This is a genomic window from Variovorax sp. LjRoot290, assembly GCF_964253985.1.
GTDB lineage: Bacteria > Pseudomonadota > Gammaproteobacteria > Burkholderiales > Burkholderiaceae_C > Variovorax.
In genome coordinates this window covers 2,927,709-2,951,270 of sequence record NZ_CAXURW020000001.1, presented here as the reverse complement: position 1 = coordinate 2,951,270, position 23,562 = coordinate 2,927,709, and the positions used below count along the sequence as shown (strand labels likewise).

19 protein-coding genes are annotated in these 23,562 nt (G+C 66.0%); 12 read left to right on the top strand and 7 right to left on the bottom strand.

The window, feature by feature from the left end; translation table 11 throughout:
* Nucleotides 1–24: 24 nt before the first annotated feature.
* Nucleotides 25–849, bottom strand: a complete 825-nt coding sequence (gene map, locus ACSQ9A_RS14710) for a type I methionyl aminopeptidase (RefSeq protein ID WP_093108751.1) — start codon at nucleotides 847–849, stop codon at nucleotides 25–27.
* Between the two features lie 118 nt (nucleotides 850–967).
* Between map and purL the strand changes: the two genes are divergently transcribed.
* Nucleotides 968–4,993: a phosphoribosylformylglycinamidine synthase gene (gene purL / locus ACSQ9A_RS14705; protein WP_436306299.1), complete on the top strand. Its 4,026-nt coding sequence runs from the start codon at nucleotides 968–970 to the stop codon at nucleotides 4,991–4,993.
* Between the two features lie 65 nt (nucleotides 4,994–5,058).
* Here the strand turns inward: purL and ACSQ9A_RS14700 are convergent, their stop codons facing one another.
* The 6 genes from ACSQ9A_RS14700 to ACSQ9A_RS14675 all read right to left on the bottom strand — a co-directional run bounded on the left by ACSQ9A_RS14700 (nucleotide 5,059) and on the right by ACSQ9A_RS14675 (nucleotide 9,474).
* The gene (locus ACSQ9A_RS14700; protein WP_093108749.1) at nucleotides 5,059–5,841 is read right to left on the bottom strand and encodes a peptidylprolyl isomerase; all 783 of its coding nucleotides are present in this window, start codon (nucleotides 5,839–5,841) and stop codon (nucleotides 5,059–5,061) included.
* Nucleotides 5,842–5,888: 47 nt separating this feature from the next.
* Nucleotides 5,889–6,152 carry a BolA family protein gene (locus ACSQ9A_RS14695; RefSeq protein WP_093108748.1) on the bottom strand — a complete coding sequence of 88 codons (264 nt, stop codon included), beginning with the start codon at nucleotides 6,150–6,152 and terminating at the stop codon, nucleotides 5,889–5,891.
* A complete protein-coding gene (locus tag ACSQ9A_RS14690) occupies nucleotides 6,149–6,688 on the bottom strand; it encodes a septation protein A (RefSeq protein ID WP_093108747.1) in 540 nt (179 codons plus the stop codon). Before ACSQ9A_RS14690 ends, ACSQ9A_RS14695 begins: the two co-directional genes overlap by 4 nt.
* A gap of 15 nt (nucleotides 6,689–6,703) precedes the next feature.
* Nucleotides 6,704–7,120: a peptide-methionine (R)-S-oxide reductase MsrB gene (gene msrB / locus ACSQ9A_RS14685; RefSeq protein ID WP_436304154.1), complete on the bottom strand. Its 417-nt coding sequence runs from the start codon at nucleotides 7,118–7,120 to the stop codon at nucleotides 6,704–6,706.
* Complete coding sequence (locus ACSQ9A_RS14680) at nucleotides 7,117–8,598, bottom strand: protein adenylyltransferase SelO (RefSeq protein ID WP_436304153.1); 1,482 nt, start codon at nucleotides 8,596–8,598, stop codon at nucleotides 7,117–7,119. The genes msrB and ACSQ9A_RS14680 overlap by 4 nt, the downstream gene beginning before the upstream one ends.
* A 165-nt stretch (nucleotides 8,599–8,763) precedes the next feature.
* The gene (locus ACSQ9A_RS14675; RefSeq protein ID WP_093108744.1) at nucleotides 8,764–9,474 is read right to left on the bottom strand and encodes a TetR/AcrR family transcriptional regulator; all 711 of its coding nucleotides are present in this window, start codon (nucleotides 9,472–9,474) and stop codon (nucleotides 8,764–8,766) included.
* A 92-nt stretch (nucleotides 9,475–9,566) separates the two neighbouring features.
* Between ACSQ9A_RS14675 and ACSQ9A_RS14670 the strand changes: the two genes are divergently transcribed.
* From ACSQ9A_RS14670 to ACSQ9A_RS14620, 11 genes are all read left to right on the top strand, one after another.
* Nucleotides 9,567–11,210, top strand: a complete 1,644-nt coding sequence (locus tag ACSQ9A_RS14670; protein ID WP_436304152.1) for a 3-(methylthio)propionyl-CoA ligase — start codon at nucleotides 9,567–9,569, stop codon at nucleotides 11,208–11,210.
* 165 nt (nucleotides 11,211–11,375) lie between these two features.
* Nucleotides 11,376–12,614 (top strand): branched-chain amino acid ABC transporter substrate-binding protein, encoded by a 1,239-nt coding sequence (locus ACSQ9A_RS14665; RefSeq protein WP_436304151.1) that lies wholly within the window; start codon nucleotides 11,376–11,378, stop codon nucleotides 12,612–12,614.
* 98 nt (nucleotides 12,615–12,712) lie between these two features.
* Nucleotides 12,713–13,660, top strand: coding sequence for a branched-chain amino acid ABC transporter permease (locus ACSQ9A_RS14660; protein WP_093108741.1), 948 nt, complete (start codon nucleotides 12,713–12,715; stop codon nucleotides 13,658–13,660).
* Between the two features lie 4 nt (nucleotides 13,661–13,664).
* Nucleotides 13,665–15,026 (top strand): branched-chain amino acid ABC transporter permease, encoded by a 1,362-nt coding sequence (locus tag ACSQ9A_RS14655; RefSeq protein ID WP_093108740.1) that lies wholly within the window; start codon nucleotides 13,665–13,667, stop codon nucleotides 15,024–15,026.
* Nucleotides 15,023–15,793 carry an ABC transporter ATP-binding protein gene (locus tag ACSQ9A_RS14650; protein ID WP_093108739.1) on the top strand — a complete coding sequence of 257 codons (771 nt, stop codon included), beginning with the start codon at nucleotides 15,023–15,025 and terminating at the stop codon, nucleotides 15,791–15,793. The genes ACSQ9A_RS14655 and ACSQ9A_RS14650 overlap by 4 nt, the downstream gene beginning before the upstream one ends.
* A 4-nt stretch (nucleotides 15,794–15,797) precedes the next feature.
* Nucleotides 15,798–16,493: an ABC transporter ATP-binding protein gene (locus ACSQ9A_RS14645; RefSeq protein WP_093108738.1), complete on the top strand. Its 696-nt coding sequence runs from the start codon at nucleotides 15,798–15,800 to the stop codon at nucleotides 16,491–16,493.
* A 145-nt stretch (nucleotides 16,494–16,638) separates the two neighbouring features.
* Nucleotides 16,639–18,741: a 3-hydroxyacyl-CoA dehydrogenase NAD-binding domain-containing protein gene (locus ACSQ9A_RS14640; protein WP_436304150.1), complete on the top strand. Its 2,103-nt coding sequence runs from the start codon at nucleotides 16,639–16,641 to the stop codon at nucleotides 18,739–18,741.
* A 20-nt stretch (nucleotides 18,742–18,761) separates the two neighbouring features.
* Entirely contained in the window at nucleotides 18,762–20,234 is a 1,473-nt protein-coding gene (locus ACSQ9A_RS14635) for a M20 family peptidase (RefSeq protein ID WP_436304149.1), read from the top strand.
* 31 nt (nucleotides 20,235–20,265) lie between these two features.
* Nucleotides 20,266–21,441: an acetyl-CoA C-acyltransferase gene (locus tag ACSQ9A_RS14630; RefSeq protein WP_093108735.1), complete on the top strand. Its 1,176-nt coding sequence runs from the start codon at nucleotides 20,266–20,268 to the stop codon at nucleotides 21,439–21,441.
* Nucleotides 21,442–21,526: 85 nt separating this feature from the next.
* Nucleotides 21,527–23,359: an acyl-CoA dehydrogenase gene (locus ACSQ9A_RS14625; RefSeq protein ID WP_436304148.1), complete on the top strand. Its 1,833-nt coding sequence runs from the start codon at nucleotides 21,527–21,529 to the stop codon at nucleotides 23,357–23,359.
* The gene (locus ACSQ9A_RS14620) at nucleotides 23,359–23,553 is read left to right on the top strand and encodes a hypothetical protein (protein WP_436304147.1); all 195 of its coding nucleotides are present in this window, start codon (nucleotides 23,359–23,361) and stop codon (nucleotides 23,551–23,553) included. The genes ACSQ9A_RS14625 and ACSQ9A_RS14620 overlap by 1 nt, the downstream gene beginning before the upstream one ends.
* The last annotated feature ends 9 nt before the right edge of the window (nucleotides 23,554–23,562 follow it).

Here is a 23,562-nt window from a genome sequence, read left to right as displayed (position 1 = left end):
CAGCCCTCAGAGGCCGGGCCGGCGTCAAGCCGCGGCGTTGACGAAAGCAGGAGGCGGCGGGCTGCCGGCCGAGAGCGTGAGCACCTCGTAACCGGTCTCGGTGACCAGCACGGTGTGCTCCCACTGTGCCGACAGCGAGTGGTCGCGCGTGACGATGGTCCAGCCGTCGTACTGGCCGCCGCGGGCGTCTTCCTTGATGTCGCGCTTGCCGGCGTTGATCATCGGTTCGATGGTGAAGGTCATGCCGGGCTTGAGCTCGTCCAGCGTGCCGGGCTTGCCGTAGTGCAGCACCTGCGGCTCTTCATGGAAGCCACGGCCGATGCCGTGGCCGCAGAACTCGCGCACCACCGAGAAACCGTTGCTTTCGGCGAAGCGCTGGATCGCCCAGCCGATGTCGCCCAGGTGCACGCCAGGCTTCACCTTGACGATGCCGTGCCACATCGCGTCGTAGGTGAAGGCGCACAGCCGCTTGGCTGCGATCGAGGCGTCGCCGACCACGAACATGCGGCTGGTGTCGCCGTGCCAGCCGTCCTTGATGACAGTGATGTCGCAGTTGACGATGTCGCCCTTCTTCAGCGGCTTGTCGTTCGGGATGCCATGGCACACCACGTGGTTGACCGAGGTGCAGATGGACTTGGGGTAGGGCACGCTGCTCGCGCCCATGTAGTTCAGCGGGGCCGGAATCCCGCCCTGGACCTGCGTGATGTAGTCGTGCGCGAGCTTGTCGATCTCGTTGGTGGTCACGCCGGGTTTGACGTGCGGGGTCAGGTAGTCCAGCACCTCGGAGGCGAGGCGGCACGCCACGCGCATGCCGGCCACGCCCTCGGCGTCTTTGTAGGTAATGCTCATCCCGGAATTATCCCATTCACCCCGCTAAAATTCAGGGGTGGCGCGGATGGCCCCAGTCAGCGGCCGCCGCCTCCTTCTCTTGATTCTCAAACGCGGCCGCCCGGCCGATCCGACCGTGATGTTGCCCGTGAACCCGCCTTCCCATCCCGTCGCCCCGGTGGTGACCTTCTTCGAGGGCGGCAGCGCACTCAGCGAATTCAGGGCGCGGCAGCTGCTGCCCCGCCTTTCGTCCGTCGAGCCGCGAATCGAAGGCATTTCCGCCCGTTTCGTGCACCTGGTCGTGACGGATGCGGCACTCGAACACGCCGAGCGCGACCGCTTCGCCGCGCTGCTGGGCTATGGCGAGCCCTTCGTGGCGCCTCCCAAGGCCGGGCCGAGCGTCGTCGTCACGCCGCGCCTGGGCACCGTGTCGCCCTGGGCCTCCAAGGCGACCGACATCGCCCACAACTGCGGCCTGGCGCTGCGTCGGGTCGAGCGCGTGACCCAGTACCACCTGGCGCTGAAGGCGCCGCTGCTGGGCAAGGCACCCACGCTGGAAGGCGACAAGCTCGCCGCGGTTGCCGCACTTCTGCACGACCGAATGACCGAATCGGTGCTGGCCGAGCTCGACCAGGCCGCCAGCCTGTTCGCCGAGCTGCCAGCCCAGCCGATGGCGCACGTCGACGTGCAGGCGGGCGGCCGCGCCGCGCTCGTCGCGGCCAACACGCAGTTCGGCCTCGCGCTGGCCGAGGACGAGATCGATTACCTGGTCGAGGCCTTCACCCGGCTCGGCCGCAATCCGAGCGACGTCGAACTCATGATGTTCGCGCAGGCCAACAGCGAGCACTGTCGCCACAAGATCTTCAATGCCGACTTCATCGTCGACGGCGTGGCGCAGCCGCAGAGCCTGTTCTCGATGATTCGCCACACCGAGCGCCAGAACCCGCAGCACACGGTGGTGGCTTACGCCGACAACGCGTCGATCATGGAAGGCACGCAGGTCGAGCGCTTCGTCGCCGGCTCGGCCTCGGGCAGCTATCAGAAGCAAAGCGCCCAGAGCCACGTGTTGATGAAGGTCGAGACGCACAACCATCCGACCGCGATCTCGCCCTTTCCGGGCGCCTCGACCGGCGCCGGCGGCGAGATCCGCGACGAGGGCGCGACAGGCCGCGGCTCCAAGCCCAAGGCCGGGCTGACCGGCTTCACGGTGTCGAAGCTCTGGCCCGAAGAGGGCAGCTACGGCAAGCCGGCGCACATCGCAAGCCCGCTGCAGATCATGACCGAGGGCCCGCTGGGCGGCGCCGCCTTCAACAACGAGTTCGGCCGACCCAACCTCCTGGGCTACTTCCGCGAGTACGAGCAGGCGATCGAGAGCGACGCTGACACCGTGCAGCGCGGCTACCACAAGCCGATCATGATCGCGGGCGGCCTCGGCAGCATCGACGCGACGCAGACGAAGAAGATCCCGTTCCCCGCGGGCTCGCTGCTGATCCAGCTCGGCGGCCCCGGCATGCGCATCGGCATGGGCGGCAGCGCGGCGAGTTCGATGGCTACCGGCGCCAACGCGGCCGAGCTGGACTTCGACTCGGTGCAGCGCGGCAACCCGGAGATCGAACGCCGCGCGCAGGAAGTCATCAACCATTGCTGGCAGCAGGGCGCCGCGAACCCGATCCTCGCGATCCATGATGTGGGCGCGGGCGGCCTGAGCAATGCCTTCCCCGAGCTCACCAACGATGCGGGCCGCGGCGCGCGCTTCGACCTGCATGCGGTGCCGCTCGAGGAGTCGGGCATGGCGCCCAAGGAAATCTGGTGTAACGAGAGCCAGGAGCGCTATGTGCTGGCAATCGCACCGGAATCGCTCGCGCAGTTCCGCGCGTTCTGCGAACGGGAGCGCTGCCCCTTCGCGGTGGTGGGTGTGGCGACGGAAGAAAGGCAGCTGCTGGTCGCCGACGAATCCGTCGAGGCGCAACCCGTCGACATGCCCATGGACGTGCTTCTGGGCAAGCCGCCCAAGATGCTGCGCGACGTCAAGTCGGTCGCGCGCCGCTTCAAACCGCTCGACCTCAACGGTGTCGAGCTGCAGAAGGCCGCCATCGATGTGTTGTCGCACCCCACGGTGGCTTCGAAGCGCTTCCTCGTCACCATCGGCGACCGCACCGTCGGCGGCCTGAGCCACCGCGACCAGATGGTCGGCCCCTGGCAGGTGCCGGTGGCCGACTGCGCCGTGACCCTGGCCGATTACCAGGGCTTCGCCGGCGAGGCCATGAGCATGGGCGAGCGCACGCCGCTCGCGGCCATCGACGCGCCGGCCTCGGGCCGCATGGCGGTCGGGGAGGCCATTACGAACCTGCTGGCCGCGCCGATCGAGCTGTCGCGCGTCAAGCTTTCCGCCAACTGGATGGCGGCCTGCGGCGAGCCCGGGGAGGATGTGGCGCTGTACGAAACCGTCAAGGCGGTGGGCCTCGAACTGTGCCCGGCGCTCGGCGTCTCGATCCCGGTCGGCAAGGATTCGCTGTCGATGCGCACCCAGTGGCAGGACGACGGTGTGCCGAAAAAGGTGACTTCGCCGGTGAGCCTGATCGTGAGCGCCTTCGCCACGCTGGCCGACATGCGCGGCACGCTCACGCCGCAGCTCGACGCCACCGAGCCCGACACCACGCTGGTCTTGATCGACCTCGGCCGCGGCAAGCAGCGCATGGCCGGCAGCATCCTGGCGCAGACGCTGGCGCAGAGCGGCGACACGGTGCCCGATCTCGACGATCCGCAAGACCTGGTCAAGCTGGTGGCGGCCGTGAACGCGCTGCGCGCCGAGGGCAAGATCCTCGCGATGCACGACCGCAGCGACGGCGGCCTGTTCGCCGCGGCCTGCGAGATGGCCTTTGCCGGCCATGTGGGTGTGGCGCTCAACGTCGACCTGCTTGTGACCGAGGGCGACGGCATCAGCGACAGCCGTGCCGAGTACGGTGATGCCAAGAACTGGGCCGGCCAGGTCAGCGCGCGGCGCGAAGAGCTCACGCTCAAGGCGCTCTTCAACGAAGAGCTCGGCATGCTGCTGCAGGTGCGCACCGCCGAGCGCAACGAGGTCATGCAGACCTTGCGTGCGCACGGCCTCAGCGCCCACAGCCACTTCGTCGGCAAGACCCGACCCGCCGCTTCGACCATGGACGCGGGCAAGGGCAAGCTCGAGGTCTGGCGCGATGCCAAGGCCGTCTTCAGCGCCAGCCTGCACGACCTGCACCAGGTGTGGGACGCCGTCAGCTGGAAGATCTGCCGCGAGCGCGACAACCCGGCCTGCGCCGATGCCGAGCATGCGGCCGCCGGCGAGCCGCAGGACCCGGGCGCCCATGTGCTGCTGGCGCCGGGCGCCGAAGAGAACGTGGCCGCGCCCTTCCTGAACCTGGCGCGTCCCAGGGTCGCGATCCTGCGCGAGCAGGGCGTCAACTCGCATGTCGAGATGGCCTACGCCTTCAACGAGGCCGGCTTCGAGTCCTTCGACGTCCACATGACCGACCTGCAGGCGGGCAGGGCAGACCTGGCCGACTTCAAGGGCGTGGTGGCCTGCGGCGGCTTCAGCTACGGCGACACGCTGGGGGCAGGCATCGGCTGGGCGCGCAGCATCACCTTCAACCCGAAGCTGGCCGAGCAGTTCAAGAACTTCTTCGGGCGCGGCGATACTTTCGGCCTCGGCGTGTGCAACGGCTGCCAGATGTTCGCCGAGTTGGCCGACATCATCCCGGGCGCGGAAGCCTGGCCGCGCTTCACCACCAACCAGAGCGAGCGTTTCGAGGCGCGCTTGTCGATGGTCGAGGTGCTCGAATCGCCGAGCCTGTTCTTCGCCGGCATGGCCGGCAGCCGGCTGCCGATCGCGGTCGCGCATGGCGAGGGCTATGCCAACTTCAAGCATCGCGGCGATGCCGCCCGCGCCATCGCCGCGATGCGCTTCGTCGACAACCACGGCCAGCCGACCGAGCGCTACCCCTTCAATCCCAACGGCAGCGCCGGCGGGCTGACCTCGGTGACCACCGCCGACGGCCGCTTCACCGCGCTGATGCCGCATCCGGAACGCGTGTTCCGCAACATCCAGATGAGCTGGACTTCGGGTGACAAGAGTGCGCTGAGCCCCTGGATGCGCATCTGGCGCAATGCCCGTAAATGGGTTGGCTGAGGACGCCGACGCCATGAAAAAAGCGGCCCGCGGGCCGCTTTTTCGTTGGAGCACGCAGGCCGGTGTTACTCGACCTTTGCCTTGGCGCGCAGTTCTTCCTGGTACTTCTGCAAACGCTGCTGCTGCAACTGCTGCACGATCTGCGGCTTGACCTCTTCGATCTTCGGCAGCTGGGCCTGGCGGATGTCGTCGACACGGATGATGTGATAGCCGAACTGCGACTTGACCGGGGCCGAAGTCGTCTCGCCCTTCTTGAGCTTGATCATCGCTTCCGAGAACTCGGGCACGAAGCTCGCCGGCGCGGCCCAGTCGAGGTCGCCGCCGTTGGCGCCCGATCCCGGGTCCTTGCTCTGCTTTTTGGCGATGTCCTCGAACTTCTGGCCCTTCTTGAGGTCGGCCAGGATCTTCTGCGCCTGCTCTTCCTTCTCGACCAGGATGTGGCGGGCCTTGTATTCCTTGCCGCCGTTGGCCGCGACGAACTTGTCGTACTCGGCCTGCACGTCGGCGTCCGACACCGCGTTGGTCTTGCGATAGTTTTCGAACAGCTGGCGGATCAGGATGGCCTGGCGCGCGAGTTCGAGCTGGTTCTTGTAGTCGTCGGTGGCGTCCAGGCCCTGCTTCTGCGCTTCCTGCATGAAGATCTCGCGGGCCACCACTTCTTCGCGCAGCTGGCCCTGCATTTCCGGCGTGACCGGACGGCCGGCGGCCGCGAGTTGCTGGGCCAGCACGTCCATGCGCGCCTTGGGCACCGGCTTGCCGTTGACGATGGCCGCGTTCTGGGCGAATGCGGCGGGAATGGCGCCCAGAAGGGCAGCGGCTGCGACGGCCTGCAGGAGTTGTTTCTTCATAAGGGGAGGGTACTTTTGCCGCCCTGGCGGGCGGGAATCAAAGCGCTTCAAAGCGTCTCGATGGCGATGGCGTGAAGGCCCTGTGCGATGAAAACTTGCAGCGCATCATACACAAGCCGATGGCGCGCCACGCGGGCTTTTCCGGCGAAGAGGGGCGAGGCGATGCGCACGCGGAAATGGGTGCCGTAGCCTTCGGCGCCGGCACCCGCATGGCCGGCATGCGCGGCGCTTTCGTCGATCACCTCGAGCAGCGTGGGTTGCAAGGTGTTACGCAGGCGGGCCTCGAGGTCCGCAGAGGTCGGAAGGCTCATGCCGCAGGCTTGTCGGACTTGAGGTAGGGCGAGATGTAGAGCCCTTGCGCCACCAGGAAAACGATCGGGAAGGCATAGCCCCAGAGCTTGAAATTGACCCAGGCCTCGGTGCTGAAAGACGCGGCCACATAGCCGTTGATCGCGGCCATGAACACGCAGTAGGCGATCCATGCGATGTTGAGCCGGCCCCAGATCTGCGTCGGCAGTTCCAGCTGCGCGCCGAGCAGCATCTTGAGAAAGTTCTTCTTGAAGATCCACAGCGCGACGGCCAGCGCCAGGGCCATCGCGCCGTAGAGCACCGTCGGCTTCCACTTGATGAAGCGGTCGTCGTGCAGGAGCAGCGTGAGCGAGCCGAACAGCAGGATCAGCACCAGCGTGGCCTTCTGCATCGGCGCCAGGCGGCGCTCGTTGAACCAGACGATGCCCGTCTGCAGCACGGTGGCCGCCATCAGCACGCCGGTGGCGGTGTAGATGTCGTAGAGCTTGAACGCGCCGAAGAACAGCAGGATCGGGAAGAAATCGAGAAGCAGTTTCATGTTGTTTCGTCTGCGTCACGCGTCGCGCTTGTGGAAGTCCAGCGAGGCCGAGTTCATGCAGTAGCGCAGGCCGGTTTCGGTGGGGCCGTCGGGAAACACGTGGCCCAGGTGGGCGCCGCAATTGGCGCACACATTTTCGGTGCGAACCATGCCGAGCGAACGGTCGACGATGTTCTTGATGGCGCCCGGCACCGCTTCCTGAGAGAAGCTGGGCCAGCCGCAGCCGGCGTCGAACTTGGTGGCGGATTCGAATAGCTTGGCGCCGCAGCAGATGCAGTGGTAACTGCCGTCTGCCCAGTGCGCCTCGTACTTTCCGGTGAACGGGCGCTCGGTGGCGGCGTGGCGTGTCACCTCGAAGGCGCCGCGCTCGGCGCCTTTTTCGGCCAGGATGGCTTTCCATTCGGCTTCGGTTTTCTGAATGGGCGTGGTCATGATGAGCAGCTGATTTCGATCGTGGAAGCCCAGTCGGGCGGGAAGCCGGCATAGGCCTCGTGGCCGGCATGGTCTTCAAATGGGGTTTCGAGCAGCTTCAGCAAGGTGGCGACGCCCGAGAAGTCTTTTTGCTGCGCCGATTCGATCGCCTGCTGGCCCAGGTGGTTCCGCAGCACGAACTTGGGATTGCTCTTGCGCATCAGGTCGGCGGCCTGCGCCGCCGGCGTCTGCGCATGGCGCTCTGCAAAGGATAGCAGCCAGGTGTCGAAACCGGCGCGATCGAGGAACAGGTCGCGCACCGCCTCGGGGCTGCCGCCGGCCATGTGATCGGACAGGCGGCGCCAGAAGATGGTGTAGTCGACTTTCTCCTGTGCCAGCAGCTTGAGCACGCCTTCGATCAGCGCGCGGTCGGCCGGCGCGGCGTCCATCAGGCCGAGCTTGGCCCGCATGCGCGCCTCGAACGCGTCCGGGAACACCGTCTTGTACGACTCCAGGGCGGCGACCGCGATCTCCTGGTCGCCGATCAGCGGCAGCAGCGCCTGGGCCAGGCAGAACAGGTTCCAGTACGCGACATTGGGCTGCTGGTTGTAGGCATAGCGCCCGGCAGTGTCGCTGTGGTTGCAGATGTGGCGCGGATCGAAGCCGTCGAGGAACTGGAAAGGTCCGTAATCGATGGTGAGCCCGAGGATGCTCAGGTTGTCGGTGTTCATCACGCCATGGCAGAAGCCGACCGCCTGCCACTGGGCCAGGAGCGCCGCCGTGCGCTCGCTCACCGCTTCGAGCAGGGCCGCATAGGCGTTGCCGTTGAAGTGATCGGTCGTGCGGCAGGCGGGGTAGTAGCGGTCGATGACGTAGTCGGCCAACGCGCGCAGTTCCTCGTCGCGCTGGTTGGCCGCGAAATGCTCGAAGTGGCCGAAGCGAATGAAGCTCGGCGACGCGCGCGTCACGACGGCGGCGGTTTCGAGCTCCTCGCGGCGCACGCGCGCATCCGAACCCGTCACGCACAGCGCGCGCGTGCTCGGGATTCCTAGCGCATGCATCGCTTCACTGCAAAGGAATTCGCGGATGCTCGATCGCAGCACGGCGCGGCCGTCGCCCATGCGCGAGTAGGGCGTGCGCCCCGAACCCTTGAGCTGCAACTCGAAGCCGCGCTCGGTTTCACCCAGCATGATGGCGCGGCCGTCGCCCAGCTGGCCGGCCCAGACGCCGAACTGGTGGCCGCTGTAGACGCTGGCGTAGGGGCGCGTGCCGGCGACCGGCACATTGCCGGTGAAGGCGGCCAGGCCTTCGGCCGAACGCAGCCAGGCTTCGTCCAGTCCGAGTTCGCGCGCCAGCGCGGTGCTGCGGCCGACCCAATAGGGTTCGGGCAGCGGAGTGGGGCGGAGCTCGGTGAAGAAGGCAGGGCCCAGTGCGGAAAAGCCCGGGGTCCAGTCGAGGCCCAGGTCGACGATGTCCGCCTCGTCTGCAAGCATGCTCATGTGCGGATTGTCCCGTACCCGCCTAAACCCCTGGCTGCAGGGGCCATCGCGTGGGTGCCGGAAATTGCTGGACAAGTGTCCTGATTGAAACTAAAGTGCCGCCGTGTCCGGAAGCGGCCACCAGCGAAAAACACCTATTGGAGACAAGACGATGATGACGCCTGGTCAAAGCAGGATGAAGGCCATCATCCGCGAGACTTCGGCATGAACGCGCTCGCGGTCGATCTCCTGGGGCGTGATCGTGGACTTGAAGAGCAGCTGGTGAATCATGCCGAGCATGAGCGAAGCATCGATCGCGGCGTTGCGACCGGAGAAACGCCGGATCAGGTTGGCCAGCCGGTTCAAGAGCATGCCCCGATAGGCTTCGATGTGCTGCCTGATCGGCTTGTCCGAACGATAGACGTAGAGGAAGTTCAGCTCGACCGCCACGCCCACCGGGTGCTCGGTCGCCTGGCGAAGAATGAACTCGGCGAGCCGCTGCGACAGCAGCTTGTGCAGCGTGCGGCGCGCGCCCGGCGACAGGGGCCAGGTCGTCGTGCGGCTGGCCATCAGCGCGTCGAGCTCTTCCAGGTGCTTGACGTTGTCGTCGGCCGCCAGAACGGTGAAATGGATGAAAGCCTGCTCCAGCAGGTCCGGCAGGCTCGAGAAGAAGTAGGTGGTGAGCGACTTGGGGACGCCGGCTTCCGCGGCGATGGAGCGATGCGTGATCGAGTAGATGCCTTGCTTGGCGATCGACACCAGCGCCGCATCCAGCAGCAGCTTTTTCGACTGCTCTCCCTTGGTGCTTTTCACGCGCTTGGGTTCGGCAGCAGGCGCTTCGGTGTTCGGGCTCGGATGCCCGGCCTTGCCGGGTCTCGCACTGCGGGTTTCTGTCATTGTGTGATGGGCCGAAGATTGAATGAATCTCGAATCAGGCGGACACCAAAGCCCGCGAAATTTTCGAACTCTATTTGAATAGGAGCTTACAGATGCTGGGTTTGATGCAGGACCAACCGTTGCTGATCTCGTCGCTGATCGAGTTCGCCGAGCGCCACAACGGCGACGCCGAGATCGTCTCGCGGCGCGTCGAAGGCGACATCCACCGCAGCACCTGGCGCCAGATCGCTGCGCGCGCGCGCCGGGTCGCCAACGCGCTGGACCTCGAGCAACTGCTCTTTTCCGACCGCATCGCCACGCTGGCCTGGAACGGCTACCGCCACCTGGAGCTCTACTACGGCGTGAGCGGCAGCGGCCGCGTGCTGCACACCATCAATCCGCGCCTGCATCCCGACCAGATCGCCTGGATCGCGAACCATGCCGAAGACCAGGTCCTGTGCTTCGATCTCACTTTCCTGCCGCTGATCCAGGCCGTGCATGCCAAGTGCACCACCATCAGAAAGTGGATTGCGCTATGTGATGCCGACAAGCTTCCGGCCGACAGCGGCATCCCCAACCTGGTGAGTTACGAGGCCTGGATCGCGCCTCATTCCGACACCTATGCCTGGCCCAGCTTCGACGAGAACTCGGCCTCGAGCATGTGCTACACGAGCGGCACCACCGGCAATCCGAAGGCCGCGCTCTACAGCCACCGCTCCACGATGCTGCATGCTTATGCGGCCGCCTTGCCGGACGTGATGGCGATCTCGGCGCGCGATTCGGTGCTGCCGGTGGTGCCGATGTTCCACGTCAACGCCTGGGGCATTCCGTACTCGGCCGCGCTGGTCGGCGCCAAGCTGGTGTTTCCCGGCCCCGCGCTCGACGGCAAGTCTGTGTTCGAGCTGATCGAATCCGAGAAGGTGAGTTTTGCCGGCGGTGTGCCGACCGTCTGGCAGATGATGCTGGGCCATATGCAGGCCAACGGCCTCAAGTTCTCGACGCTCAAGCGTACCGTGATCGGCGGCTCGGCCTGCCCGCCGGCCATGATCAACGCCTTCCAGCAGCAGTACGGCGTCGAGGTGCTGCATGCCTGGGGCATGACCGAGATGTCGCCGCTGGGCACCTTGTGCACGCTGAAGAACAAGCACCTCACGCAGTCGCCCGAGCAGCAGACGGCCATCCGCATGAAGCAGGGCCGCGCCATCTTCGGCGTCGACATGAAGATCGTCGACGGCGACGGCAAGGATCTGCCCTGGGACGGCAAGACCTCCGGCGATCTGCTGGTCAAGGGGCCGTGGGTGGTCAAGGAGTATTTCAAGGGCGAGGGCGGCGACCCGCTGGTGCCCGACCAGCAGGGGCGCGGCTGGTTCCCTACCGGCGACGTGGCGACCATCGATGCCGACGGCTTCCTTCAGATCACCGACCGCAGCAAGGACGTGATCAAGTCCGGCGGCGAGTGGATCAGTTCGATCGACATCGAGAACATCGCCGTGGCCCATCCGGCGGTCGCGATGGCGGCGTGCATCGGCGTGGCCCACCCGAAATGGGACGAGCGCCCGATCGTGATCGTGGTGAAGAAGCCGGGCGCCGAACTCACGCGCGACGAGCTCTTGGCCTTCTACGGCGGCAAGACGGCAAAGTGGCAGGTTCCCGACGACGTGGTTTTCGTCGACGCCATTCCGATCGGCGCGACCGGCAAGATCCTGAAGACGCGCCTGCGCGAGCAGCTGCGCGACTACAAGCTGCCCGGGTGCTGAAAAGGCGTCGATCCTACCGGCGGGTAGCACCAGCGCAGTGCGTCCTGTCGCATGAGTGATAGAAACCGCCCCCGCCGCGGAACGCTTACGGGCATTCCCTGACGGGCGGGGTCAGAAAGACTTGTAATCTCGTTGCGCATTGCAGCACAGAACAGGAGACATCGAATGAAATACGCTCTGAAGATCGCCAGCGCGGCCATCCTCGCCGCCACCGCCACCGGCGCCCTTGCCCAGAAGGGCGAGACCGTCCGCATCGCGATGATCGAAGGGCTCTCGGGCCCGTTCGCCAACGTCGGCCAGAACCAGCTCAAGAGCTGGCAGCTGGTCGCGGAGAAGCTCAGCGGCGCCAAGAACGCGGCGGGCGTCAAGTTCGAGGTCATCGGCATGGACAGCAAGAGTTCGCCGCAGGAAGCGCTGAACCTCCTGAAGGCAGCCAGCGACCAGGGCTTTCGCTACGTCACGCAGGGCAACGGCTCGAATGTCGCCGTGCCGCTCGCTGATGCCGTCGCCAAGCACAACGAGCGCAATCCCGGCAAGGAGATCATCTACCTGAACTATGCCGCGGTCGACCCGGTGCTCACGAACGAGAAGTGCAGCTTTGCGCATTTCCGGCTCGACGCCGACACGTCGATGAAGATGGCCGCGCTCACCTCCTTCATGAAGGATCAGCCCAAGATCTCGAAGGTCTACCTGATCAACCAGAACTACTCCCATGGCCAGCAGGTCTCGAAGTACTTCAAGGAAGGCATGGCGCGCAACCGGCCCGACGCCAAGATCGTGGGCGACGATCTGCACCCGCTCGGCCAGGTCAAGGACTTCGCACCCTACGTGGCCAAGATCAAGCAGTCGGGCGCCGACACGATCGTCACCGGCAACTGGGGGCAGGACATGACCCTGCTGATCAAGGCGCTGAACGATTCGGGCCTGAAGCTGCCGATCTACGCCTACTACGCCGGCGTGTCCGGCACGCCGACCGCACTGGCTTCGGGCGGCGAACTAGAGGTCTACCAGATCGCCTACAACCACTCGAACTACACCGGCGAGCTGGGCACCTTGATGAGCGAGTTCAAGACCAAGTTCGGCGACGACTTCTACACCTTCTCGATCTACAACGCGATCCTGATGATGGGCGAGGGCATAGCCAAGGCCAAGTCCACCGACCCCATGAAGGTCGCCGGGGCGATGGAAGGATTGAAGTTCAAGGGCTTCAACGGCGAAACCGAGATGCGCAAGACCGACCACCAGCTGCAGCAGGGACTCTGGATCTCCAAGTGGCAGAAGGTCGATGCCAAGTACAAGTACAGCGTGGAGAACACCGGCTACACCTTCGCGCCGGTGAAATACCTCGAGCCCTACATCGCAAGCACGCCGACGTCTTGCGAGATGAAGCGGCCGGCACCGTAATACCGGCACACCAGCGAAACGCCGGTGGGTGATGGAAGTCGCTCACCGGCGCTTTTTTTGACTTCGCCCCTCGCGGCTGCAACGACGACGACGACACCGTGGAATTCTTCGCCATATCCTTGCTGAACGGCCTCAGCTACGGGCTGCTGCTGTTCATGCTGAGCTCGGGCCTGACGCTGATCTTCAGCATGATGGGCGTGCTCAACTTCGCGCACACCAGCTTCTACATGCTGGGTGCTTATTTCGCCTACACCATCTCGGGTGTGCTGGGCTTCTGGACCGCCCTGGTCGTCGCGCCCCTGCTGGTCGGCGTGCTGGGCGCGCTCTTCGAGCGCTACAGCCTGCGGCGCGTTCACAAGTTCGGCCACGTGCCCGAGTTGCTGGTGACTTTCGGTCTGTCCTACCTGATCCTCGAGCTGGTGCAGCTGGTCTGGGGTCGTGCGACGGTGCCGTACGGGCTGCCGGAGCAACTGCAGGGGCCGCTGTTCACCCTGTTCGGGACGCAGTTTCCCAAGTCGAGATCCTTCATCATGCTGCTCGCGCTGCTGATGCTGCTGTCGGTCTGGCTCTTGCTGACCCGCACCCGCATCGGCCTGGTGATCCAGGCTGCGCTCACGCATCCGGAGACGGTGGAAGCGCTGGGCCACAATGTGCCGCGGGTGTTCATGCTCGTGTTCGGCGGAGGCGCGGCGCTGGCTGCGCTGGCCGGCGTGATCGGCGGGAACACCTACGTCACCGAGCCTGCCATGGCCGGGGCGGTCGGGTCGATCGTGTTCGTGGTGGTGGTGGTCGGCGGGATGGGCTCATTGGCTGGGGCCTTCCTCGCATCGCTCCTGATCGGCGTATTGCAGACCTTCGCCGTGGCCATCGACGAGTCCTTGGCGTCCGGGCTGCAGGCCGTGGGCGTCACCGTGACCCCCAGCACCTTCGGGTACGAACTGCTTCAGCTCAGCGTCGCGCAAATCGCTCCGATCCTGCCGTACCTGTTCCTGGTGCTGATCCTGATCTTCCGGCCCAAGGGGCTGCTCGGCAAGCGGGAGGGCTGAAAACATGACGACCCATGCAAGCACTTCCGCGGCGCGTGCCGACGACACGCCGGTGTCCGGCGCCGGTACGCGGAAGACCGCCTACTACCGCTTCAAGCCCTGGAACATCGGGCGCGTGCTGATCTGGACGCTCTTCGCCCTGAGCCTGATCATCGCGCCGCTGGTGTTTCGCAGCAGCCTGGCGCTCACCATGCTGTCGCAGATCGGCTATCTCATCATCATCTGCCTGAGCTACAACATCCTGCTCGGGCAGGGCGGCATGCTGAGCTTCGGCCACGCCGTCTATACGGGGCTGGGCGCCTTCGTCGCGGTGCACGCGATGAATCTCGCCACCAAGGGGGCCATGCCGCTGCCGCTGGTGACGATTCCGCTGGTCGGCGGCGTGGCGGGCGTGCTGTTCGCGATCCTGCTGGGCTATGTGACCACCAAGAAGTCCGGCACCACCTTCGCGATGATCACGCTGGGCATCGGCGAGTTGGTCGCGGCCATGTCGCTGATGTTTCCGGGCTTCTTCGGCGGCGAGGGTGGCGTCACGACCAACCGGGTCTACGGCTCGCCTTTCCTCGGCTTGAGCTTCGGGCCGCAGATCCAGGTGTACTACCTGATCGCGGCGTACTGCTTCGTCTCGACGGCGCTCATGTTCGCGTTCACCGGCACGCCGCTGGGCCGCATGCTCAACGCGGTGCGCGACAACCCCGAGCGCGTCGAGTTCATCGGCTACGACACCCAATGGGTGCGCTACCTGGCCTTCATCATTGCCGGTTTCTTCGCCGGCATCGGCGGCGCGCTGGCGGCCATCAATTTCGAGATCGTCAACGCATCCGACAGCCTGAGCACGATCCGCTCGGGCGGCTACCTCCTGTTTACCTTCCTGGGCGGAGCCACCTTCTTCTTCGGCCCGATCATCGGCGCCGTGTTGCTGGTACTGGCGTCGGTGCTGCTGTCGGAGCTCACCAAGGCCTGGCTGCTGTACCTGGGGCTGGTGTTCCTGTTCATGGTGATGTTCGCGCCGGGCGGCATCGCCAGCCTGATCATGATGAACCTGCGCGTTGCCAAGTTCGGCAAGTTCAAGCGCCTGTGGGGTCTCTACGGCGGCCTGATCCTGACCGGGGCCGTGATGGTGGTCGGCGCGGCGGCGCTGGTCGAGATGATCTATCACGTGCAGCTCAACATGGCGCTGGGCCCGAAGCTCAACTTCATGGGCGTGGAGCTCGACGTCTCCAGCGCGGCCAGCTGGATCGGGGCCGGCGTCGTGCTTGCCGTGGGTGTGTTGCTGGTGGAATGGGTGCGACGCCGCTTCGTGAAGGTCTGGGGCCATATCCAGGAAGAGATCGAGGCCGAGATCAAGCGGAGGGAGCTCGCATGACCCACGCACTCGAATTGAAGGCCTTGCGCAAGAACTTCGGCAAGACCGAGATCATCCGTGGCGTCGACCTGGCGGTAGAAGCCGGCGAGCGCATCGCGATCATCGGCCCCAACGGCGCCGGCAAGTCCACGCTCTTCAACCTCATCAGCGGCCGGCTCGAGCCGACCAGCGGCGAGGTGCTGCTGCATGGCCAGCGCATCGACGGCCACAGGCCCTACGAGATCAACCGCCGCGGCCTTTCGCGCAGCTTCCAGATCACCAACATCTTCCCCAAGCTCAGCGTGTTCGAGAACCTGCGCTGCGGCGTGCTGTGGAGCCTGGGCTACCGCTACACCTTCCTGCGCTTCCTCTCGAAGCTCGACGATGCGAACGAGCGCACCGAGGAGTTGCTGCGCCAGGTGGGACTCGAAAGAAAGCGCGACGTGCATGCGGTGAACCTCACCTATGCCGAACAGCGGGCGCTGGAGATCGGCGTCACCATCGCCGGCGGCGCCAGCGTGATCCTGCTCGACGAGCCCACGGCCGGCATGAGCAAGACCGAGACCGCGCACTTCATCGCGCTGATCAAGCAGGTGACGATCGGCAAGACCCTGCTCACCGTGGAGCACGACATGGGCGTGGTGTTCGGCCTGGCCGACAAGATCGCGGTGGTCGTCTACGGCGAGGTGATCGCCTTCGACACGCCCGCGGCGGTGCGCGCCAATGCGCGCGTGCAGGAGGCGTACCTGGGCTCTTCGGTCGCGGACGCGCAGAGCGGAGGACACTGAAGAAATGCTCAAACTCCAGGACATCCACGCCTACTACGGCAAGAGCCATGTGTTGCATGGCGTTTCATTTGCGGTCGGTCCCGGCGAGATCGTGGCCTTGCTGGGCCGCAACGGCTCGGGCCGCTCGACCACGGCCAAGGCCATCATGGGCCTGGTGCATGCCGAAGGCGGCCTGCACTGGAAGGAAGAGGACATCCTGCGCCGCAAGGCCTACGAGATCGCGCACATGGGCATCGGCTACGTGCCCGAGAACCGCGACATCTTCCCCAAGCTCACGGTACACCAGAACCTGCTGCTCGGGCAGAAGGGCAAGGGGAAGGGCAGCCGCTGGCAGTTCGACGACATGTACGGCATGTTCCCGCGCCTCAAGGAGCGCCAGCACACCGAAGCCGGCGTGCTCTCGGGCGGCGAGCAGCAGATGCTGACGCTGTGCCGCACGCTGATGGGCGACCCCGACCTGATCATCATCGACGAGCCGACCGAGGGCCTCGCGCCCAAGATCGTCGAGCTGGTGGGCCAGTACCTGCGCACGCTCAAGGACAAGGGCATCTCGGTGCTGCTGATCGAGCAGAAGCTGACGATTGCGATGCAGATCTCCGATCGCGCGCTGGTCATGGGCCATGGCAGCATCGTGTTCGACGGCACGCCGGACAGCCTGCGTGCCGATGCCGCGACCCGCAAGGAGTGGCTGGAGGTCTGACCGCCAGCCAACTTGTCTCGGCAGCGACTGATACCCGGTTGCGGGGTCACGCGAAACGCCTAGAATTTCAAACAAAAAAGAACACTCGTGCTTTTTAACGCGAGGCCCCTTTTTTCGATCCTCCCCCATCCCAAAGGAACGCAGCATGACGGCTGAATACAAAGTGCTCGGCGACGTCGCCGTGATCACCCTGACCAACCCCCCGGTCAATGGCCTCGGTTTCTCGACGCGCATCGGCATCACCGACGGCCTCTCGAAAGCGCTCGACGACGCGGCCGTCAAGGCGATCGTGATCACCGGCGCGGGCAAGGCCTTCTCGGGCGGCGCCGACATCAAGGAGTTCGGCACGCCCAAGGCGCTGCAGGAGCCCAATCTGCTGAGCGTGATCCTCGCGCTCGAGGCATCGACCAAGCCGATCGTCGCGGCCATCCATTCGGTCTGCATGGGCGGCGGCCTCGAGCTGGCCCTGGGCTGCCACTACCGCGTGGCCGCACCCGGCACCAGCGTCGCGCTGCCCGAGGTCAAGCTGGGCCTGCTGCCCGGCGCCGGCGGCACGCAGCGCCTGCCGCGCGTGCTGGGCGTGGAGACCGCGCTCAACATGATCGTGAGCGGCGAGGCCGTCAAGAGCGAGCTGCTCGCCTCGCTGCCCGGCCAGAAGCTGTTCGACAAGCTGGCCGCTTCGCCGGAATCGCTGTTCGAGGAAGCGGTCGAGTTCGCCAAGTCGGTGGCCGGCAAGAGCGGCGAGCTGCCGCTGGTGCGCAAGCTGCCGTGCAAGCATCCGCAGGGCGACGCCTACTTCCAGTTCGCGCGCAACATGGTCGGCGGCATGTCGAAGAACTACCCGGCGCCGCTCAAGTGCGTGGATGCGGTGCAGGCCGCCACGCAGATGAAGTTCGACGACGGCATGGCCGAAGAGCGTCGCCTCTTCACCGCGCTGATGTTCACGCCCGAATCGATGGCGCTGCGCCACCTGTTCATGGCCGAGCGCGCGGCTTCGCGCATTCCCGACGTGCCGGAAGACACGTCGCAGCGCACCGTCAAGTCGGTCGGAGTGATCGGCGCCGGCACCATGGGCGGCGGCATCTCGATGAACTTCCTGAACGCGGGCATCCCGGTCAAGATCCTCGAGATGAAGCAGGAGGCGCTCGACCGCGGCATCGCCACCATTCGCAAGAACTACGAAGCGCAGGTCAAGAAGGGCAAGCTCAAGGCCGAGAAGTACGAGGAGCGGATGGCGCTGCTGTCCACCACGCTCGACTACAACGACCTGAAGGACGCCGACCTCGTCATCGAGGCCGTGTTCGAGGAGCTCGGCGTCAAGGAGAAGGTGTTCAAGGAACTGGACCGCGTCGCCAAGGCCGGTGCCATCCTGGCTTCCAACACCTCGACGCTCGACGTCGACAAGATCGCCGCTTTCACCAAGCGCCCGCAGGACGTGGTCGGCATGCACTTCTTCAGCCCGGCCAACGTGATGAAGCTGCTCGAAGTGGTGCGCGGCAAGGAGACGGCCAAGGACGTACTGGCCACCGTGATGGCGATCGCCAAGAAGATCAAGAAAACCGCGGTGGTCTCCGGCGTGTGCGACGGCTTCATCGGCAACCGCATGATCGAGCAGTACTCGCGCCAGGCCGGCTTCCTGCTGGACGAGGGCGCGACGCCGCAGCAGGTCGACCGCGCCATCGAGAAGTTCGGCTTCGCCATGGGCCCGTTCCGCATGGGCGACCTGGCGGGCAACGACATCGGCTGGGCGATCCGCAAGCGCCGCGCCACCGAGCAAGCCGACATGAAGTACAGCAAGACGGCCGACAAGCTTTGCGAGCTGGGCCGCTTCGGCCAGAAGACCGGGGCAGGGTGGTACGACTACCAGGCCGGCAAGCGCGATGCGATCCCGAGCCAGGTCGTGCTCGACCTGATCGAGAAGCACCGCAAGGACGAAGGCATCACGCCGCGCAAGATCTCCGACGAAGAGATCGTGCAGCGCCTGGTCTATGCGCTCGTGAACGAAGGCGCGCACATTCTCGAGGACGGCATCGCCTCCAAGTCGGGCGACATCGACATGGTCTACCTCACCGGCTACGGCTTCCCGGTGTGGCGCGGCGGCCCGATGCACTATGCCAACCAGGTCGGTCTCTACAACGTGGCCGAGGCGATGAAGCGCTTTGCGAAGAACCCGCGCGATGACGCGGGCTTCTGGCAGCCCGCGCCGCTGATCCAGAAGCTGGTGGCCGAAGGCAAGCAGTTCAGCTGAAGCGACGGCGAGGACGGGCTGTGATCAAAAGGACGTTGCTCGTGCTGCTGCTGGCGCTGCTTGTGCTGGCGGTGGTCATCGCGGGCAACACCTGGCGCACGCCCTCGCGGCAGTTGCAGGTGCCGGCGGTACAGAAGGTCGCGGTCGACGCCAAGGCGGCGGCCGAGCGGCTCTCGGGCGCGATCCCGATCCGTACCGTGTCGAGCTTCGAAGGCGCGCAGCAAAGCGGCGAGGAGTTCAGGAAGCTTCACGCCTACCTGGCGCAGCAGTTTCCCAAGCTGCATGCGACGCTGAAGAAGGAAGTCGTCGGCGACAACGCGCTGCTCTACACCTGGACCGGCAGCGACCCCGCTGCCCGGCCGGTTGCGCTGATGGCGCACCAGGACGTGGTGCCGATCGCGCCGGGCACCGAGAAGGCCTGGGAGGTCGAGCCCTTCAGCGGCCAGATCAAGGACGGCTTCGTCTGGGGTCGCGGCACCTGGGACAACAAGGGCAACCTGCTGGCGCAGATGGAAGCCATCGAGATGCTGGTGGCCAGCGGCTTCCAGCCGCGGCAGACGGTGTATCTGGTCGCGGGCGATGACGAGGAGGTCAGCGGCCTGCGTGGCGCGAAGCCGATTGCGGAACTGCTGAAGTCGCGCGGCGTCCGGCTCGAATGGGTGCTCGACGAGGGCCTGCTGGTCACCGAAGGCGTGCTCGCGGGCCTCGACCAGCCGGCCGCCCTGATCGGCCTGGCCGAGAAGGGCTACGGCACCTTCTTCCTCTCGCTCGATACGCCGCCGGGCCACTCGTCGATGCCGCCATCCAGCACGGCCATCGGCAGCATGAGCGCGGCGCTCGCAAAGCTCGAAGCGAACCCGATGCCGGCCGCGATCGGCGGCGTGGCGCGCGAGATGTTCGCGACGCTCGCGCCCGAGATGAAGGGCTTCGGCCGCGTGGCGCTCTCCAACCTCTGGCTCTTCGGCCCGGTGGTGCAGGGCCAGCTCGAGAAAGGCGTGAGCAGCAATGCGATGCTGCGCACCACCACCGCGCTGACCATCGTGCGCGCCGGCAACAAGGACAACGTGCTGCCGGGCCGTGCCGAGGCGGCCGTCAACTTCCGCGTGCTGCCGGGCGACACGCTGGCTTCGGTGGAGGCGCACATCCGCAAGACCGTCGCGAACGATGCGATCACGATCAAGCAGTATCCTGGCAACTCGGAGCCCTCGCCGGTGTCGCCCACCGACAGCGCAGGCTATCGGACCATCGCGCAATCGGTGCGCCAGACCTTTCCCGATGCCATCGTCGCGCCGGGCCTCATGATCGCCGCCACCGATTCGCGCCACTTCGCGATCGTGAGCGACGCGGTCTACCGCTTCTCGCCGGTACGCGCGCGGGGCGAAGATCTGTCGCGCTTCCACGGCACCAACGAGCGCATCTCGATCGCCAACTACGTCGAGATGATCCAGTTCTATCACCAGCTGTTGCGCAACACCGTGCAGCAGCCCCAGTAAGCATCACCCCTCTTTTTCAAAGGACCACACCATGACCAGCGCCGTCATCGTCTCCACCGCCCGCACGCCGCTCGCCAAGAGCTGGAAGGGCGCCTTCAACATGACGCACGGCGCCACGCTCGGCGGCCATGCGGTGCAGCACGCGGTGGCGCGCGCCGGCATCGAGCCTGCCGAAGTCGACGACGTGATCATGGGCTGCGCCAATCCCGAAGGCGCGACCGGCGCCAACATCGCGCGCCAGATCGCGCTGCGCGCCGGATTGCCGATCACCACCGCGGGCATGACCATCAACCGCTTCTGCTCCTCGGGCCTGCAGACCATCGCGACCGCGGCGCAGCGCATCATCGCGGGCGAGGGCGAGGTCTACGTGGCCGGCGGCGTCGAGAGCATTTCGTGCGTGCAGAACGAGATGAACAAGCACATGCTGGCCGACCCCTGGCTGGTGAAGCACAAGCCCGAGATCTACTGGAACATGCTGCAGACCGCCGAGCAGGTCGCCAAGCGCTACGACATCGGCCGCGACGCCATGGACGAGTACGGCGCGGCGAGCCAGCAGAAGGCCACCGCCGCGCTCGAGGCCGGCCTCTTCAAGGCCGAGATCGCGCCGATCACCGTGCTGGCCGGCGTGGCCGACCCGGTGCTGGGCCTGCGTACCAAGGAAGTCACGGTAGAGAACGACGAAGGCATCCGCCCCGGCACCACCAAGGAAGGCATCAGCGGCATCCGTCCGGCGATTCCGGGCGGTGTGATCTCGGCCGGCAACGCCAGCCAGTTCTCCGACGGCGGCGGCGCCTGCGTGGTGGTCGACGAGAAGTACGCCGAGAAGAAGGGCCTGAAGCCGCTCGGCCGCTTCCTCGGCTTCGCGGTCGCGGGCTGCGAGCCCGACGAGATGGGCATCGGCCCGGTGTTCGCGATCCCGAAGGTGCTGAAGCGCCTGGGCCTCAAGGTCGGCGACATCGACCTCTGGGAGCTCAACGAGGCCTTCGCGGTGCAGGTGATCTACTGCCGCGACAAGCTCGGCATCCCGGGCGACCGCCTGAACGTGAACGGGGGCGCCATCGCCGTCGGCCACCCGTATGGCGTGAGCGGCCAGCGCCTGACCGGCCATGCGCTGATCGAAGGCAAGCGCCGCGGCGCCAAGAAGGTGGTCGTCACGATGTGCATCGGCGGCGGCATGGGCGCAGCCGGCGTATTCGAGGTACTCTGAGCCTGCTGCGAGGGCCGAACTGAAGACCGGAGGTGAAGGGCGCAGAGCGTCCTTCGCGCCCGGTTTCCGAATTGAAAGTCACGAAATGAGCCTTCGTCCCACCCTCGACTTCCTGCTCTACGACTGGCTCCACGCCGAGTCGCTCAACGAGCGCGCGCGCTTCGCCGACCACTCGCGCGAAACCTTCGATGCCGTGCTCGACACCTGCGAGCGCATCGCGCGTGAGAAGTACGCGCCGAACAACCGCATCGTCGACACCCAGGAGCCGCACTTCGACGGCGACAAGGTGATCCTGCCGCAGGCCACGCACGATGCGCACAAGGCCTTTGCCGAATCCGGCATGCTGAGCGCCGCGCAGGACTACGAGATCGGCGGCATGCAACTGCCCTACACCGTGCAGGCGGCGGCCAACAGCTTCTTCGCGATGGCCTCGGTCAGCATCGGCTCCGGCATGCTGACCAGCGGCAATGCCAACCTGCTGATGGTTCACGGCACGCCCATGCAGCAATCGGTGTTCGCGAAGAACGAGTTCGCAGGCCGCTGGTCGGGCACCATGTGCCTGTCGGAGCCGCAGGCCGGCTCCAGCCTCAGCGACGTGGCGACGCGTGCCGTGCCCGACGGCGCCGATTTCCGGGACGATCCGCTCGGGCCCCGCTATCGGCTCTTCGGCAACAAGATGTGGATCTCGGCCGGCGACCATGAGCTGACCGAGAACATCGTGCACATCGTGCTGGCCAAGATCCCCGACGAGAAGGGCAAGCTCATCCCGGGCACGCGTGGCATTTCGCTCTTCATCGTGCCGAAGAAGATGGTCGATGCCGAAGGGCAACTCACCGGCGAACGCAACGACGTCGCGCTCGCGGGCCTCAACCACAAGCTGGGCTGGCGCGGCACCACCAACACGCTCCTGAACTTCGGCGAGGGCAAGTTCCCCGTTGGTGGCAAGGCCGGTGCGGTGGGTTACCTCGTCGGCGAGCCCGGCAAAGGCTTGCACTGCATGTTCCACATGATGAACGAGGCGCGCATCGGTGTCGGCACCGCGGCGACCATGCTGGGCATGGCCGGCTACCACGCATCGCTCGACTATGCAAAGAACCGGCCGCAAGGGCGGCCGGCAGGCCCGGCCGGCAAGGACGCGGCCAATCCGCAGGTGCGCATCATCGAGCATGCCGACGTGCGCCGCATGCTGCTCGCACAGAAGGCGTATTGCGAAGGCGCGCTGGCGCTCGAGCTCTATTGCGCGCGCCTGGTCGACGAGCAGAAGACCGGTGACGCGCAGGCCGCCGACGACGCGCGCCTGCTGCTGGAGGTGCTCACGCCGATCGCCAAGAGCTGGCCCAGCGAATGGTGCCTGGAGGCCAACTCGCTCGCGATCCAGGTGCACGGCGGCTACGGCTATACGCGCGACTTTCCGGTGGAGCAGTACTGGCGCGACAACCGCCTGAACATGATCCACGAAGGCACGCACGGCATCCAGGCGGCCGACCTGCTGGGCCGCAAGGTGCTGATGGAAGACGGCCGCGGCCTGCAGCTCTTGGCCGCGCGCATCACCGACACCATCGCGCGTGCGGCCCGCATGCCCTCGCTGGCCGTGCATGCCAAGGCGCTGGCCGAAGCGCTGCAGCGCATCGGCAACGCGACCAAGGCAGCCTGGGCCACCGGCAATCCGCAGGAGGCGCTGGCCAATGCCGTGCCCTACATGCAAGCCTTCGGCCATACGGTGCTGGCCTGGATCTGGCTCGACGTGGCGCAGCACGCGCTCGAACGCGACGCGTCGAAGGCGCTGCCGGCCACGGCCGGGCGTATCGGCGCGACCGACTATTTCTTCAACTACGAACTGCCGAAGATCGGTGCCTGGCTCAATGTGGTCGAACGGCGCGACCCGACCTGCGCAGCCCTGCCCGAGGAGGCTTTCTGATGGCCGTCAAACCCCACGCCACGCTCGAGAAATGGATCTGGATCCTGATCTACGGTGGCCTCTTCATCCTGATCCTCGGCATCGCGACCGGCCGATCGGACGAGACCCTCGGCTGGGTCATGGCCGTCCCAGGCGTGGCCGTGGCCATTGTCGGCGTGGTCCTCATCTACGTTCGCTCCCGCCTGAAGGACTGACATGCCCCC

Excerpts from the sequence above, each read along its gene's own strand:
- ACSQ9A_RS14630 (WP_093108735.1), top strand. The coding sequence starts at position 20,266 with ATGACCAGCGCCGTCATCGTCTCCACCGCCCGCACGCCGCTCGCCAAG.
- ACSQ9A_RS14650 (WP_093108739.1), top strand. The coding sequence starts at position 15,023 with ATGACCCACGCACTCGAATTGAAGGCCTTGCGCAAGAACTTCGGCAAG.
- ACSQ9A_RS14645 (WP_093108738.1), top strand. The coding sequence starts at position 15,798 with ATGCTCAAACTCCAGGACATCCACGCCTACTACGGCAAGAGCCATGTG.
- ACSQ9A_RS14700 (WP_093108749.1), bottom strand. The coding sequence starts at position 5,841 with ATGAAGAAACAACTCCTGCAGGCCGTCGCAGCCGCTGCCCTTCTGGGC.
- ACSQ9A_RS14690 (WP_093108747.1), bottom strand. The coding sequence starts at position 6,688 with ATGAAACTGCTTCTCGATTTCTTCCCGATCCTGCTGTTCTTCGGCGCG.
- ACSQ9A_RS14640 (WP_436304150.1), top strand. The coding sequence starts at position 16,639 with ATGACGGCTGAATACAAAGTGCTCGGCGACGTCGCCGTGATCACCCTG.
- ACSQ9A_RS14695 (WP_093108748.1), bottom strand. The coding sequence starts at position 6,152 with ATGAGCCTTCCGACCTCTGCGGACCTCGAGGCCCGCCTGCGTAACACC.
- map (WP_093108751.1), bottom strand. The coding sequence starts at position 849 with ATGAGCATTACCTACAAAGACGCCGAGGGCGTGGCCGGCATGCGCGTG.
- ACSQ9A_RS14680 (WP_436304153.1), bottom strand. The coding sequence starts at position 8,598 with ATGAGCATGCTTGCAGACGAGGCGGACATCGTCGACCTGGGCCTCGAC.
- ACSQ9A_RS14620 (WP_436304147.1), top strand. The coding sequence starts at position 23,359 with ATGGCCGTCAAACCCCACGCCACGCTCGAGAAATGGATCTGGATCCTG.
- ACSQ9A_RS14665 (WP_436304151.1), top strand. The coding sequence starts at position 11,376 with ATGAAATACGCTCTGAAGATCGCCAGCGCGGCCATCCTCGCCGCCACC.
- purL (WP_436306299.1), top strand. The coding sequence starts at position 968 with ATGTTGCCCGTGAACCCGCCTTCCCATCCCGTCGCCCCGGTGGTGACC.
- ACSQ9A_RS14655 (WP_093108740.1), top strand. The coding sequence starts at position 13,665 with ATGACGACCCATGCAAGCACTTCCGCGGCGCGTGCCGACGACACGCCG.
- ACSQ9A_RS14625 (WP_436304148.1), top strand. The coding sequence starts at position 21,527 with ATGAGCCTTCGTCCCACCCTCGACTTCCTGCTCTACGACTGGCTCCAC.
- ACSQ9A_RS14670 (WP_436304152.1), top strand. The coding sequence starts at position 9,567 with ATGCTGGGTTTGATGCAGGACCAACCGTTGCTGATCTCGTCGCTGATC.
- ACSQ9A_RS14675 (WP_093108744.1), bottom strand. The coding sequence starts at position 9,474 with ATGACAGAAACCCGCAGTGCGAGACCCGGCAAGGCCGGGCATCCGAGC.
- msrB (WP_436304154.1), bottom strand. The coding sequence starts at position 7,120 with ATGACCACGCCCATTCAGAAAACCGAAGCCGAATGGAAAGCCATCCTG.